The following is a 13,123-nucleotide window of genomic DNA, read 5'->3' as shown; positions in this document are numbered from 1 at the left end:
TGACCGGACACCAAAGTACGATTTGATCGTCTTTGATCTCCACACCTGCGCCTGCGCTCTTGCGCAACAATTGACGGCTCCCCTAATCTGGCCCCCAGAACCAATGGAGTCGTTTCTTGACCGACAGTTATCTTCTGCGCCCTGATCCTCTGGCCGCAGGCCTTTCCACATCTGTGGAGGGCATTGACCAGAACGGCGAACCAGTGACCACCAAGGTGGTGACCGAAAAGGCGCTCACCCTTTTCTTGAACTCTCAGGAAGTGGTCACGATGATGACCATTGGTGATCATCCTGACCTGTTGGCTGTCGGCTATCTGAAAAACCAGAATATGCTCAAGCCTGACGATGTCATCACCGGAATCGATTATGATGATGATCTGGAAGTGGTTATTGTGCGCACCGAGCACGAGACCAACTACGAGGAAAAGCTCAAGAAAAAGGTCCGCACGTCCGGCTGTGCCCAAGGCACCATCTTCGGCGATGTGATGGAGAGTTTCGACGGTATCGAGCTGCCCAAAGGCGCCGAGCTCAAAACATCCTGGCTGTATGCGCTGACCAAATCGATCAATACCACCCCATCTCTCTATCTAGAAGCTGGTGCAATTCACGGCTGCGTGCTGTGCCAGGGAGACACACCACTGGTCTATATGGAGGACGTCGGGCGTCACAATGCGGTCGACAAGATTGCAGGCTGGATGACGCTGAACAATGTTTCTCCCGACGACAAAATGTTCTACACAACCGGACGACTGACCTCGGAAATGGTGATCAAGACTGTGATGATGGGCATCCCTATCCTGGTGTCGCGCTCCGGCTTCACAGCCTGGGGTGTGGAGCTTGCCAAGAAAGCTGGCCTGACCCTGATCGGGCGCGCCCGAGGCAAGCGCTTCGTGGCACTTGCAGGACAGGAGCGGATTACCTTTGATGCGGCTCCTGACAGCGCTGACGATGAGCCGGAACGCAGTCGACGAAAAGGGAGCCTTGCGGCCGGATGACCCTCACCTCAGCCCATAGCCTTTCGCCTGATCACGTTCTAGCTTGCATCCTGGCGGGCGGCCAGTCACGCCGGATGGGCGGCGGTGACAAGACCTTGCTTGATATTGGCAAGAAGCCGATGCTGGCATGCATTATCGACCGGCTGCGGCCACAAAGCGCTCAGATCATCCTGAACGCTAACGGTGATCCTGAACGGTTCTCTGATTACCAACTACCTGTCGTGCCCGATACGGTTGGAGACTTTGCCGGACCTCTTGCTGGCATTTTAGCAGGTCTGAACCACGCTAAGCAGCATATGCCAACAGTTACCCATGTTGTGTCCGTGGCTGGCGACACGCCTTTTTTCCCGAGAGACCTGATCGACCGGCTATGCACAGCAGTTCCGGCGAGCAAACCGGTCATTGCACTGGCCACATCGTATGACAAACTGCATCCGGTGTTCGGTCTCTGGCCCGTTGCGCTTGCCGATGACCTGACAGACTGGCTTGCGGCAGGCAAGAGCGGCAAGGTACTGGCTTGGGTTAACTGCCATGACAGTATCGAAGTCAGTTTTGAAAACGATATTGAAACGGGCCTAGACCCCTTCTTCAATGCAAACCGCCCGGAAGACATCGACGTGGCGCGCAGCGCGCTGGAGAAACTGACGGCATGAGCAAGAACCGTGTTTTCGGTGTCACCGGATGGAAAAACTCCGGCAAGACCCTGCTTGTGGTCAGGTTGGTGGAGGAGTTCACACGGCGCGGTTTCACCGTCTCGACCGTGAAACATGCGCATCATAACTTCGACATCGACAAGGAAGGTGCCGACAGCTATCGGCACCGTCAGGCAGGGGCTGGTGAAGTGGCACTCGTATCCGGTCGCCGCTGGGCGCTGATGCATGAGCTGCGCGGCGAAGACGAACCGCCCCTGGAGGCCATTTTGGACCGCCTCGCGCCCTGTGACCTGGTCATCATCGAAGGCTACAAGCGCGAAGGGCACCCGAAGATCGAGGCCCGGCGCACCGACAGCGCGAAATCCGAGCCGCTGGCTGCCACAGACCCGGCCATCATAGCCATCGCCAGCGATCATGCGCTTGCCAATGAAAGCCTGCCTGTGTTCGATCTGAATGACATCCCCGCAGTTGCAGACTTCATCGCCGCCCATACAGGCCTGAAAGAAACACATGGTTGAGACCCGCACGCTGCTGGACGATTGTTTCCTGCATGACAAGGAGCGGCTGCGTCATCATGAGGCGTTGCGCATTCTCAAAGAACGCATGTCTTGCATTGCTGGAACACAAACCGTTGCGCTGCATGAGGCCCATGGCCGGACACTTGCCGAAGGCATCATTGCCGACCGGAATATTCCGCAGAACGACAATTCGGCAGTCGACGGCTACGCATTCCGTTTTTCCGATCATGATGCTGCTGGCGGGTTCTTTCGGCTGGAACAACGCATTGCCGCTGGCCACCCAAGCGAAAAGACGCTCGGCCCCTGGGGCGCTGCCCGCATCTTCACCGGTGCAGCCATGCCTCCTGGCGCTGACACGATTGCCATGCAGGAAGACTGCGAGTTGCATGATCAGGATGGCAAGGCTTTCGTCATCGTACCGACAGGGCTGAAGGCCGGTGCAAACCGCAGAAGGGCTGGTGAGGACGTCACCAAGGGGACGGCACTACTGTCACCAGGCAAACATCTACGCCCTCAAGACCTTGCGGCCATTGCTTCAACGGGCAAGGCAAGCGTTCTGGTGCATGAAAAATTGCGGATCGGCATTGTCTCGACCGGAGATGAAATCCGCCGACCGGGATCGGATCTTGGATCCGGCAATGTCTATGATTCCAACCACTTTCTGCTGCGCGCATTATCCGAGACCATGGAGGCACAGATCGAGGACCTTGGGGTCCTGCCCGATCAGGCCGATGTCATCGAACGCACTTTGCAGGCCGCCAGCCAACGATGTGATGTGCTTCTGACAACTGGCGGCGCCAGCCGGGGCGAGGAAGACCACGTGCTTGCAACCCTCGACAAGCTGGGCAGCCGGCACATGTGGCAATTGGCGATCAAACCCGGACGACCAATGATGTTCGGGCAGATAGGCTCTTGCGTCTTTCTCGGCCTGCCCGGCAACCCGGTCGCCGCGATGGTCTGCTTTGTGCTGTATGCCAAGCCCGTACTGAGTGTTCTGGGCGGTGGGCCGTTTCTCGAACCACGCCGGTTTCAAGTCCCAGCCGATTTTTCGGTTGCCCGCAAGAAGCCGGATCGCAGAGAATTCTATCGCGGTATTCTGGCGACGGATGAGACGGGCCGAACCGTCGCGCGCAAATTTGAACGCGATGGTTCAGGGCTAATCACAGGACTTCGGGAAGCAGATGGCTTGATCGAGATCCCCGAAGAGGCCACATCCGTCGAACATGGAAGCCTGGTTGACTTCCTGCCCTTCTGAAGTCCGCAGATAGACCTTGGGGCCGATGGAAAAATCAGACTTCATCTTCAGCAACGATCCAGCTCTCCTGAAGAGCTGCAGCACGCCACTCCTGCCATGCGGGCAATGCGATCATACGATCCATATAGGCCAGCGCGACTTTATCATCCGTGAGCATGAATGTCTCGAACCGGCTAACCACAGGCGCATACATGGCATCGGCAATTGTAAAGTCGCCAAACAGGAATGGCCCGCCGGAAGCCTCAAGGCATTCGCGCCAAAGCGATACAATCCGCGCGACATCCTTGCGAACGGCGGCATCAACCGCCAATGGCATCGGCTCTCGCCGCATGTTCATCGGACAGGCGTTGCGCAGGGCTGAAAAGCCGGACACCATTTCAGAGCACGCTGACCGCGCCTTGGCACGCATTGCGATATCCGTAGGCCAAAGTCCCGCCCCCGGATAGGCGTCAGCGGCATACTCCAGAATTGCCAGGGATTCCCAGACAGTCAAATCATTGTCCTTGAGGACTGGCACTTTGACTGTCGGCGAAAACGCTTTGAACTTGGGATTGCCATTCTCGAAATCAAACGGCACCAACTCCTCCTTGAACGGAATATTCTTGTGCTTCAATCCGATCCAGGGGCGGAATGACCAGGATGAATAATTCTTGTTCCCGATAAACAATTCAAATTCGCGCATTACATGCTCCTGATTTAAAGGCGTTGGAATTTCAAACCGGCAGAAATGTCCCACTTGGCTAATCTTGCCTGTGTTTAAATGGCAATTCAGCAAACTTCCAATTCAACAAGTTCATGTTTTGAATGAAAATGTTTCATCAATCCAAAAGGCATGAAGTTTGCTTGAAAAGCCAGGTCAACACTATGCGCCCAGCGCAAGCAGAGGTTCAAAAAGATGACCATAGGTTCTGCGCGGCCTGCTACATCGGCGACCCCAGCAGCAAAGACCGACAGCGAAGCACCTTCGCCGAAGGAGAGCAGCCCTAAATTTGATACAGGCTTCTTCCGGAGGGAACTCATGAAGCGCTATCAAGAGTTTGTGCAAATGCCGGACGATGCCAGACTGCGGCAGAATTACCTGAGCAGCCACGGCCTGAGCGAGTCAAAGCTTGACGCACTCCCCCCAGCAGACAAGGCCCTTCACGAGGAAAAAATCGCTGAACTAAGCGATCAAACACAGATCAGCCTTGCCGTTGCAAATGATGCAAAGGGCGATACGCTCAGCAGCCCGGTTCTCACGCTCAAGGCCATTTTGCAGCTTGGGCAAGTAACGGAAGAAGAAGCGCAACAAGTTCAGGGTACCAGCGGCCTGATCGGATAAGTCGGGATTTCATAAGCTCTGCTCGAGGCGACGGCCCGCAAAGCCGCCGCCTCAATTCTCGTCTCACTTTGATGTGTTGCCAATAGCTTTAATCGTATTGCCAGTCTGCTGGCGCGAAGCGGTATCCATCTCCGGCTTTGGCCACATGACCAAAGCCCGGGAATGGCAGGTGTGATCCTGCCACCAGAAGTCCATCGCTGGCGACCTGATCCAGGACCTTCTTGCGGCTGATGACGGCCTGGGCCGGATCGATGTCAAAGGCAATGCCCCAGTCTGGCTTTGCAAACTGCAGGCTGCTGACATGAACCGAATCGGCGATCATAAAGAGCCCCTCATTGCCGCTCTCAATGCGGAAGCCCGTGTGTCCGGGTGTATGACCGGGCAGCGCCACACTGGTAATCCCTGGAAGTATTTCCTTACCACTGGAAAAGCGCGTCTGAGACCCCTGATAGGCATTCGCCGCCTGACGTGCGCCCTGAAAAAACTCTCTCATGGCATCAGGCGCAGCAGTCATCGCGGCATCATCAAACCAGAACGCATGATCGACTTCTGGCAGGATCAACTCGGCATTTGGAAATGCCTTGCTGCCATCAGACCTCAGTACACCGAAAAGATGGTCCGGATGCATATGCGTGATCAAAACCGCATCAATCTGGCTCGCCGTCACGCCTGCTGCAGCAAGAGCCTGATCAAGCTTTCCGAGGGTCGGCCCCATTTTGTCTGACGTGCCAGCATCAATCAGGATGAGCTTGTCTCCTGTATTCAACAGAAACGCATTGATTGGCAGTCGATAGCCATCGACCTGAACAAAGTTGTCCTGCCGCAACCTGGCTGCCGCCGCCTCGTCATAGCCAATCACCATTTCACCGGAGATATCGAGGTAACCATCCAGCAACGCAGTGATTTCAAAAGCGCCGACCTTGCGGCGGATCGCGCCAGCCATTGGGTGACCAACAAGCGGAGCCGCTGCTTGGGCGGAGGGGATGGACAGACCGCTTGCGGCCAATACTGACACGCCAGCAACAGCAGTGGTGCCAGCACTCAAAAAGCCACGGCGGCTCAGGAAATTTGTTTGTTCAGTCATCTTGTAACCCTTCTTGCAGTGAGACCGGAGTGGGAGCACTCCAATCGCCAAATACGTCCTTGCAAGAGATAGATGAGCTATTACGTCAAATTTTGAAGTGAGCCTATTCTTATATTTCTTATTCGTCTGGCTTATATATGATGGATGGATAAAATCGTAGCACTTACCAGTTTCGTCACCGCCGTGGACATGGGCAGCTTTTCTGCGGCGGCCAATACTCTTGGAATTTCACAGCCAGCCGTGAGCCAACATGTTCGCAGTCTGGAGCAGGAATTGGCCACACGATTGCTCAATCGAACCACCCGCCAGCTGGGCACCACGGAAGCGGGCGACCGCTACTATGCCTATGCGCGCGATATTCTAGAAAAGCTGCAAGAAGCAGACAGGTCTGTGCGCAGCTTGGACGAACAGATGACCGGTTGCCTTAGCATCGGCGCGGCGCAGGGCTTTACCGTTGGAGCATTCGCAGATTTTTTCACAGCCTTTCAAAAACGCTACCCGAAACTGTGCCTCAACCTATCCCTGCATGATCACTTTCAGGATCTTCAAGCCGAAGGCCTGGATGTTGCAATCCGTTTTGGCGACCTTCACGATGACAGGCTGATCGTACGAAAACTGGGAACAGCGGAGCGATGTTTGACCGCCTCACCAGAGTATCTGGACACTCACGGTAGGCCACAGACGCCGGAAGATCTGTCCGAGCACCGTTATCTGCTTTATTCGAATTTCCTTAACCAACGGGAAATTCCGCTGACAGGCCCCGGCGGCGAGCGCAGGATAACCAGAATTACCCCAACCATGCGCTCCAACAATTCGGCCATGCTCAGGCATGCAGCCTTGGCCGGATTGGGCATAAGCGTCATGCACAGTTGGATGCTTTACCCGCTCATGCGCGAGGGCAAGCTGGAGCACGTGCTGCCGAAATGGCTGTATGATCCCCAGCCACTCCATGCCGTCTATCCTTCCAACCGGTATATCCCACTGAAAGTACGCCGGTTCGTTGATGAGTTTACGGCGTTCTTCGATCAACAAGTAGCGCGGGATTGGAGAGATCCTGTTCAATCCTGAATTGTCAGACCTGAAAATATAAATAGGTAAAAATAACAATATAAATCAGGGAAGCAGATCGCTTTCTGTGTTTTTTTAATAGGCATGCTTGAATTTCAGGCGGAAGTGTATGGAATGGGCCTTCAGGACAAGAATGGCAGAGTGAACCTGCCTCAGTCCTTGCAGAGATAAACAGGGGAATTTCATATGCGTATCATTCGTTTGGCTGCAGCTGCAGCACTCGTTCTTGCCGCTGTCGGCGGTGCTCAGGCCAAGGACTGGTCCAAAATCCGGATCGGAACGGAAGGCGCCTACCCCCCTTTCAACTCACTCACATCTGACGGCAAGTTGGTCGGCTTTGACATCGACATTGCAAACGCCCTTTGCGAACAGATGAAGGTCGAGTGCGAATTCGTCGTGCAAGACTGGGATGGAATGATCCCGGCGCTCAAGGCTGGTAAGTTCGACGCTGTAATCGCCTCCATGTCGATCACACCTGAGCGCCTTGAACAGGTTGATTTCACCAACAAATACTACAACACTGGCCCAGCGATCATGGTCCCTAAGGACAGCCCGCTGACTGGCATGACGGACGAAGACCTCAAAGGCGTTGTCTTGGGCGCACAATCCTCGACAACACACTCCAACTACGCCGAAGAAAAGTTCCCGTCCGCGGAATTGAAGCTTTACCCAACACCGGATGAGTACAAGCTCGACCTGGAAAACGGCCGTATCGATGCCGCGATTGACGATGTCGTCGTCCTGTCTGATTGGCTCAAGTCCGACGATGGCGCATGTTGTAAGCTGCTCGGTAGCCTGAAGCCAGATCTGAAGATCAACGGCGAAGGCGCAGGCATTGCAATCCGCAAGAATGAAGATGAGCTGAAAGCCATGTTCAACGAAGCAATTGCAGGCATCCTCGCAAGCGGGAAATACAAAGAAATCAACGACAAGAACTTTGAGTTCGACGTTTACGGCGGATAAGCTGTCCAGAATTGCAAAACAGGGGCGTGGTTCATCGCCGCGCTCCTGCTTTGACAAGTCTTTCAACCTCAAGAAAGCAGCGCCGCCCGCATGAATGAAACCCTGACCCTCCTGTCCTTCGGCGATGCTGGTTGGGGCGATGAAATTGCGAGAGGCGTCCTCATAACCGTCACGCTCGCACTGGCGACCCTGCCCTTCGGCCTTTTGCTCGGGTTCATTCTCGCATTGGCCAAGAGATCAACTGAACCCTCCCTACGCATGGCTGCGAATGTCTACACAACGATCTTTCGCGGATTGCCGGAGCTTCTGACGCTGTTTCTCGTCTATTACGGCGTCCAGATAGGTCTCCAAAAACTCATTCAGCTCGCAGGTTTTGAATTTCACATTGAAGTAAATTCCTTCGTTGCAGGCATGGTGGCACTGGCCTGTGTGTTCTCTGCCTACGCTTCAGAGGCTTTTCTGTCTGCCTTCAGCGGCATTCCCAAAGGACAATATGAGGGCGGATATGCACTCGGTCTGCCGCGTGGCAAGACCATGCGATTGATCATCCTGCCGCAACTGATCCGGCTTGCACTTCCTGCCCTTGGAAACCTCTGGCTTATCCTGCTCAAGGAAACGTCCCTCGTCTCCGTTATCGGCCTGGCTGACCTGATCCGTCAGGCTGGCATTGCCGCCCGTGTCACCAAAGAGCCCTTCCTGTTCTTCGGCATCGCCTGTGGCATCTACCTGATCCTTGCCATAATTTCTTCTGTCGGTATCGAGCGTGTAGAGCGCTGGTCCAAACGGGGAGAAGTGGCCCGATGAGCATCATCATGAGCTATGCAGAAGCGCGCCCTGCTCCAGCAGTCGCCAGCAGGCCCTGGACCAAAACGCGGATTTTCGGTCACCTCCTGATGACCCTCTGGATCGTCGCAGGAGCCTATCTCCTCTATTATCTCAGTGTGAGCATCCTCAGTCCCTTTGCTGCGAAATATTGGCTGAAATACATCGATGGCTTCATCGTCACGCTGGAAATAGTGGTTGTCTCAATGGCGATCGGGGCCATGTTGTCTCTGCCTATTGCAATTGCGAGAACTTCCAGATTCGCACTGCTGCGCTGGCCCGCCTATGCCTATGTGTATTTCTTCCGTGGCACGCCGCTGCTCGCACAGACATTCCTGATTTACTATGGTGCCGGCTCATTCCGCCCGGAATTGACAGAGATGGGCGTTTGGTGGCTGTTCCGCGAGGCTTGGTACTGCATCATCTTCGCCTTTTCCCTGAACACTGCAGCCTATCAGGCTGAGATCCTGCGTGGGTCTGTTCTGAATGTCGCTCAAGGACAATGGGAAGGTGGTCAAGCACTTGGACTGTCCAGGCCAGTCATCTTTCTCAAGATCATCCTGCCGCAGGCGCTGATGGTCGCCTTGCGCCCTTATGGCAACGAACTCGTGCTTCTGCTCAAGGGCTCAGCCATTGCATCCATTGTTACGGTCTATGATCTGATGGGCGAGACCAGGCGCGCTTTCTCACGCTCCTATGACTTTCAGGCCTACATCTGGGCCGCAGTCTTTTACCTGATCGCGGTTGAAGCCATCCGCCGGGTCTGGGAACGCTTTGAAAAGCGCCTGACCCGGCATCTCCAGCGCTAGAGCCTGAAGTGATTTAGCAAAAACCATGTATTCAGAATGGTGATTGATCAGAGTTGATCTGGTGCTGACCGCAATTCACATCGCTTAAATGCCGCATTCGATACAGGTTTCCTTAGCCCGTTTTTTGATCCAGCTGACGAAAGCCTTGACCGGCGCGCGCATCATGCCTGGTCGGCTAACAAGATAGTAGCCCGAGTTATTCGGCCTCAGATCCTCAAACAGGACTTTTATGCTGCCGGCAATGATATCGGGTTCAAGAAAGATCCTCGCTGTGGCGGAAATTCCGTCGCCCCTGCGCAGGCCGTCCAGAACCATGAACCCGGGCAAATGGGTGATGTTAAGCTTTGCGCTTGGCACAACGCCTTGGTTCTCCAGCCAGATGGACAATTCATTCGTGCCCAACTCCTGCAGCCAGGGATAGTCCAGAATGTCCGAGGGGTCGGTCAACACCCGATCTCCAATCAACTTTTGCGCGCCGACAACCACATAGTTTGTCTTCATCAAAAGCTCGGTTTCAAATCCCGGCCAATTGCCATCGCCGAAACGAATCGCGAGATCCACACCACCTGGAACGAACTCCACCACATCTCCGGTTGGATTGAGCATCAGCTCGATATCTGGCTGCTCCTGCCTGAAATCAGAGATCCTCGGCATCAGCCAACTGACTGCAAAAGCGGGTGTCATAGTGATATTGAGAGGGCGCTGCTGATCATTGAGGCGCAGGACATCCACTGTTTCAATGATACGGGAAAAGGCATCGCGCAGGCCGGAAGCCAAGTGCTCGCCATCCGGCGTCAGACGCAGACCCCGGCCTTCGCGTACCACCAATTGGGTTCCAATTTGCGTTTCAAGAGCACGTACCTGCTGACTGACGGCAGCATGAGTGACATTGAGATCCCTGCCCGCTGCGGAAAAGCTCTTGTGCTCGGCAACAGCACAATACGCCCGAAGCGCAGCCAAGGACGGAAGGTTTCGCCAATCCATATGTAACTCCACCTTACATGTTCACTTTTTTCCTGACTCGCAATAAAGCACCGAAACGCACACATTCCAAGCATCGAAACACACACAGGGATGAGCACCATGTTAAACATCTACGCACAGAGCCTACAGACAGCAAGCCGCTTCACACCATTCACCGGCCCGGTTCACACTCCCGGCAACACACTTGCAAAGCAGCCCCAGAAGCGCTCCACTCAATTCACCAAGCTTTTTCGTCCTGCATTTTGGCTTTGATCAAGATCCTGACAAAGCCGAACGGATAAGCTAAATGATCTATCGACATATTTGACAGGCCCGGCCACCCGCCGGGCCTTTTATGCTGCAGCGGAGGGAATCCAGGGACATGGCAAAGGTTGCTTTTATCGGACTTGGGGTCATGGGCTATCCGATGGCCGGATACCTGAAAACAAAAGGTGGCCACGACGTCACCGTCTACAATCGCACCACGGCCAAGGCCGAAAAATGGGCAAACGAATACGGCGGTTCTTTCGCCAAAACACCAAAAGAAGCGGCTGAAGGCTGCGACTTCGTCTTTGCCTGCGTTGGCAATGACGACGACCTGCGCTCAGTCATGACTGGCGAAAATGGCGCATTCCATGGCCTGAAAGACGGCGCAATTGTTGTCGACAACACCACAGCATCTGCAGAAGTCGCTCGAGAACTGAATGCTGCGGCCAAAGCAAAAGGCTGCGGCTTTATTGACGCGCCTGTGTCTGGCGGCCAGGCGGGCGCTGAAAATGGTGCGCTGACCGTCATGTGTGGCGGTGATGCGGCGACTTTTGAAAAAGCCCAACCTGTAATCGAGTGCTTTGCAAAGTTTGTCGGCCTGATGGGCGAAAGCGGCGCGGGACAGCTGACCAAAATGTGCAATCAGATCTGTATTGCCGGTCTGGTGCAGGGTCTCAGCGAGGCGATCCACTTCGCCAAGAAAGCCGACCTCGACGTTCCAGCCGTGATTTCTGCGATCAAAGGCGGCGCGGCGCAGTCCTGGCAGATGGAAAATCGCTGGGAAACCATGCTGACTGGCAAATTCGATTATGGATTTGCCGTCGACTGGATGCGCAAGGATCTGGGCATCTGCCTCAAGACAGCCAATGACACAGGTGCACGTCTACCGGTGACCGCTCTTGTGGATCAGTTTTATTCTGAAGTGCAGGCCATGGGTGGCAATCGCTGGGACACCTCCAGCCTGGTTGCCCGCCTTGAAAACGCTGACAAGCCTGCAGACAAGTAAGCCGCTAGAGCTGCTATCGACCACCTTGAGGCAGCCGGTTATTCGCCGGCTGCCTCTGTTACGATATCGTCCAGCAGGGCATTAACCGCGCCAATCGCCTGCTTCGAGGCGTCTGATCCGGTTTCTGGCAACTGTCGAAACCCGACAAGCGTCGTTCCCGGATTGTCCGCTGCCTCATAGGCAAAGACCACATAGGGGCAAAAGGCGATGTTGGACGGATCCTCTTCCATCACCTTGCGCGACAGATTGGCCGAACAAAACATCAGGGCTTCAGCCTTGACGAAAATGTCCTTGGTTCCGCCGACATCATCCTTGGTGCGAGCCAGCATCTCGCCGACATGGGAGGTGTGATCTATAACCAGACCACGGTTGACGATGGCGCTTTCCAGACCGAAATGGACGTCATCAAAATCGCCAACAACCTTGTAGGCGGTGACACCATCGGGAACCATATCCGTTGCCAAATCAGCCGCACTTGCCACCCCGGCCATCCAAAGCGACAGGCTTGCTGCGACCACAGATGCTTTAATCAAAGAGTTCATTGTCTTTCCTCCCGGCATGTGTCCATGACTTAGCTTAGGCGAAACACAATGGCAGCAATTTGATACATCGCAACAACTGAATATTTCATCACGGCGGTTGTGGCGATCCCTCACCTTGCCAACCCGGCCAAGCTTATTCAGGCTTTGGCTTTTCTGTTGCCAGATAGCCGAGCGGCAGTTCGGTGGTGTATTTGATCTGTTCCATGGCAAATGTGGTCGAGACGTTCGAAATATCGATCTTGGCAATCAGCCTCTTATAGAAGCCGTCATAGGCCTCGATATCAGGAACCGCGACCCGCAGCAGGTAATCCACCTGACCAGCCATACGATAAAATTCCACCACTTCGGGGAATTCGCTGATCACATCAGCAAATTTCTTCAGCCAGTCTTCCGAGTGCTGGCTGGTTGTGATCGCCACGAAGGCCGTGACCTTGGCGTTGACCTTGCTTGGGTCCAGCAGCGCCACCCGTCCGGTAATGACGCCTTCTTCTTCCATCTTCTGAATTCTGCGCCAGCATGGCGTCGTGGACAGCCCGACGCGACGCCCGATTTCAGCAACCGGCACAGTGCAGTCCTCTTGAAGAATAGACAAGATACGGCGGTCGATACGGTCAATCATTGTCTGCTATCCAATTGTTTTCGAATTCGTCTTGCGTCCAGGTCACAGCCTCATACAGGAGGCCACTGTGCCTTCCTGGTGGAACACAGCGCCCCAAGCCCGAGATTAGGTTTCTAAGCGCCACGGCCCTCGTAGAATAATTTTCCAACAAAGCGAATACGCGCAGAATTTGAGATTTTTCTTCTAATTTATGCCGCGATTACGCTTGATGACACTCATTTAGAATGCCAATTCACCG

Annotated in this window: 15 protein-coding genes; 10 read left to right on the top strand and 5 right to left on the bottom strand. The window is 54.6% G+C overall.

The genetic code is table 11. From position 1 onward, the window contains the following. Window positions 1–116: 116 nt before the first annotated feature. From fdhD to V6575_RS08425, 4 genes are read left to right on the top strand one after another with little or no spacing between them, the layout of a single operon-like run. A complete protein-coding gene (fdhD, locus tag V6575_RS08440; RefSeq protein ID WP_340273822.1) occupies window positions 117–995 on the top strand; it encodes a formate dehydrogenase accessory sulfurtransferase FdhD in 879 nt (292 codons plus the stop codon). Beyond that, complete coding sequence (gene mobA, locus V6575_RS08435; RefSeq protein WP_340273821.1) at window positions 992–1,648, top strand: molybdenum cofactor guanylyltransferase MobA; 657 nt, start codon at window positions 992–994, stop codon at window positions 1,646–1,648. Before fdhD ends, mobA begins: the two co-directional genes overlap by 4 nt. Then, window positions 1,645–2,166, top strand: coding sequence for a molybdopterin-guanine dinucleotide biosynthesis protein B (gene mobB / locus V6575_RS08430; protein ID WP_340273820.1), 522 nt, complete (start codon window positions 1,645–1,647; stop codon window positions 2,164–2,166). Before mobA ends, mobB begins: the two co-directional genes overlap by 4 nt. Continuing rightward, window positions 2,159–3,421, top strand: coding sequence for a molybdopterin molybdotransferase MoeA (locus V6575_RS08425; RefSeq protein WP_340273819.1), 1,263 nt, complete (start codon window positions 2,159–2,161; stop codon window positions 3,419–3,421). Before mobB ends, V6575_RS08425 begins: the two co-directional genes overlap by 8 nt. A 34-nt stretch (window positions 3,422–3,455) precedes the next feature. On the opposite strand, the gene V6575_RS08420 is transcribed toward V6575_RS08425, so the two are convergent. Continuing rightward, on the bottom strand, window positions 3,456–4,103 hold the full coding sequence (locus V6575_RS08420) for a glutathione S-transferase family protein (protein WP_340273818.1): 648 nt from the start codon (window positions 4,101–4,103) through the stop codon (window positions 3,456–3,458). 336 nt (window positions 4,104–4,439) lie between these two features. On the opposite strand from V6575_RS08420, the gene V6575_RS08415 reads away from it, so the two are divergent. Beyond that, window positions 4,440–4,742: a hypothetical protein gene (locus V6575_RS08415; protein WP_340273817.1), complete on the top strand. Its 303-nt coding sequence runs from the start codon at window positions 4,440–4,442 to the stop codon at window positions 4,740–4,742. An 88-nt stretch (window positions 4,743–4,830) separates the two neighbouring features. Here V6575_RS08415 and V6575_RS08410 read toward each other — a convergent pair whose 3' ends face one another. Beyond that, window positions 4,831–5,826, bottom strand: coding sequence for an MBL fold metallo-hydrolase (locus tag V6575_RS08410; protein ID WP_340273816.1), 996 nt, complete (start codon window positions 5,824–5,826; stop codon window positions 4,831–4,833). Between the two features lie 144 nt (window positions 5,827–5,970). Between V6575_RS08410 and V6575_RS08405 the strand changes: the two genes are divergently transcribed. The 4 genes from V6575_RS08405 to V6575_RS08390 all read left to right on the top strand — a co-directional run bounded on the left by V6575_RS08405 (window position 5,971) and on the right by V6575_RS08390 (window position 9,488). Further along, on the top strand, window positions 5,971–6,894 hold the full coding sequence (locus V6575_RS08405; protein WP_340273815.1) for a LysR family transcriptional regulator: 924 nt from the start codon (window positions 5,971–5,973) through the stop codon (window positions 6,892–6,894). A 186-nt stretch (window positions 6,895–7,080) separates the two neighbouring features. Next, on the top strand, window positions 7,081–7,857 hold the full coding sequence (locus V6575_RS08400; protein WP_340273814.1) for an ABC transporter substrate-binding protein: 777 nt from the start codon (window positions 7,081–7,083) through the stop codon (window positions 7,855–7,857). A 90-nt stretch (window positions 7,858–7,947) separates the two neighbouring features. Next, entirely contained in the window at window positions 7,948–8,661 is a 714-nt protein-coding gene (locus V6575_RS08395; RefSeq protein ID WP_340273813.1) for an ABC transporter permease, read from the top strand. Window positions 8,662–8,669: 8 nt separating this feature from the next. Further along, the gene (locus V6575_RS08390) at window positions 8,670–9,488 is read left to right on the top strand and encodes an ABC transporter permease (protein WP_422785547.1); all 819 of its coding nucleotides are present in this window, start codon (window positions 8,670–8,672) and stop codon (window positions 9,486–9,488) included. Window positions 9,489–9,572: 84 nt separating this feature from the next. On the opposite strand, the gene V6575_RS08385 is transcribed toward V6575_RS08390, so the two are convergent. Next, window positions 9,573–10,472 carry a LysR family transcriptional regulator gene (locus tag V6575_RS08385; RefSeq protein WP_340273810.1) on the bottom strand — a complete coding sequence of 300 codons (900 nt, stop codon included), beginning with the start codon at window positions 10,470–10,472 and terminating at the stop codon, window positions 9,573–9,575. 361 nt (window positions 10,473–10,833) lie between these two features. Between V6575_RS08385 and V6575_RS08380 the strand changes: the two genes are divergently transcribed. Then, on the top strand, window positions 10,834–11,724 hold the full coding sequence (locus V6575_RS08380) for an NAD(P)-dependent oxidoreductase (protein ID WP_340273809.1): 891 nt from the start codon (window positions 10,834–10,836) through the stop codon (window positions 11,722–11,724). A 38-nt stretch (window positions 11,725–11,762) separates the two neighbouring features. On the opposite strand, the gene V6575_RS08375 is transcribed toward V6575_RS08380, so the two are convergent. Then, window positions 11,763–12,266 carry a DUF302 domain-containing protein gene (locus V6575_RS08375; RefSeq protein WP_340273808.1) on the bottom strand — a complete coding sequence of 168 codons (504 nt, stop codon included), beginning with the start codon at window positions 12,264–12,266 and terminating at the stop codon, window positions 11,763–11,765. A gap of 133 nt (window positions 12,267–12,399) precedes the next feature. Further along, entirely contained in the window at window positions 12,400–12,882 is a 483-nt protein-coding gene (locus tag V6575_RS08370) for an Lrp/AsnC family transcriptional regulator (RefSeq protein ID WP_340273954.1), read from the bottom strand. Between the last annotated feature and the right edge of the window lie 241 nt (window positions 12,883–13,123).

It is taken from the genome of Roseibium algae, from assembly GCF_037783265.1.
Lineage (GTDB): Bacteria > Pseudomonadota > Alphaproteobacteria > Rhizobiales > Stappiaceae > Roseibium > Roseibium algae.
Note: the sequence above shows the minus strand (reverse complement) of the source record. Positions and strands in the feature narration are given on the sequence as shown.

Excerpts from the sequence above, each read along its gene's own strand:
- mobA (WP_340273821.1), top strand. The coding sequence starts at position 992 with ATGACCCTCACCTCAGCCCATAGCCTTTCGCCTGATCACGTTCTAGCT.
- mobB (WP_340273820.1), top strand. The coding sequence starts at position 1,645 with ATGAGCAAGAACCGTGTTTTCGGTGTCACCGGATGGAAAAACTCCGGC.
- V6575_RS08425 (WP_340273819.1), top strand. The coding sequence starts at position 2,159 with ATGGTTGAGACCCGCACGCTGCTGGACGATTGTTTCCTGCATGACAAG.
- V6575_RS08420 (WP_340273818.1), bottom strand. The coding sequence starts at position 4,103 with ATGCGCGAATTTGAATTGTTTATCGGGAACAAGAATTATTCATCCTGG.
- V6575_RS08415 (WP_340273817.1), top strand. The coding sequence starts at position 4,440 with ATGAAGCGCTATCAAGAGTTTGTGCAAATGCCGGACGATGCCAGACTG.
- V6575_RS08410 (WP_340273816.1), bottom strand. The coding sequence starts at position 5,826 with ATGACTGAACAAACAAATTTCCTGAGCCGCCGTGGCTTTTTGAGTGCT.
- V6575_RS08405 (WP_340273815.1), top strand. The coding sequence starts at position 5,971 with ATGGATAAAATCGTAGCACTTACCAGTTTCGTCACCGCCGTGGACATG.
- V6575_RS08400 (WP_340273814.1), top strand. The coding sequence starts at position 7,081 with ATGCGTATCATTCGTTTGGCTGCAGCTGCAGCACTCGTTCTTGCCGCT.
- V6575_RS08395 (WP_340273813.1), top strand. The coding sequence starts at position 7,948 with ATGAATGAAACCCTGACCCTCCTGTCCTTCGGCGATGCTGGTTGGGGC.
- V6575_RS08390 (WP_422785547.1), top strand. The coding sequence starts at position 8,670 with ATGAGCTATGCAGAAGCGCGCCCTGCTCCAGCAGTCGCCAGCAGGCCC.
- V6575_RS08385 (WP_340273810.1), bottom strand. The coding sequence starts at position 10,472 with ATGGATTGGCGAAACCTTCCGTCCTTGGCTGCGCTTCGGGCGTATTGT.
- V6575_RS08380 (WP_340273809.1), top strand. The coding sequence starts at position 10,834 with ATGGCAAAGGTTGCTTTTATCGGACTTGGGGTCATGGGCTATCCGATG.
- V6575_RS08375 (WP_340273808.1), bottom strand. The coding sequence starts at position 12,266 with ATGAACTCTTTGATTAAAGCATCTGTGGTCGCAGCAAGCCTGTCGCTT.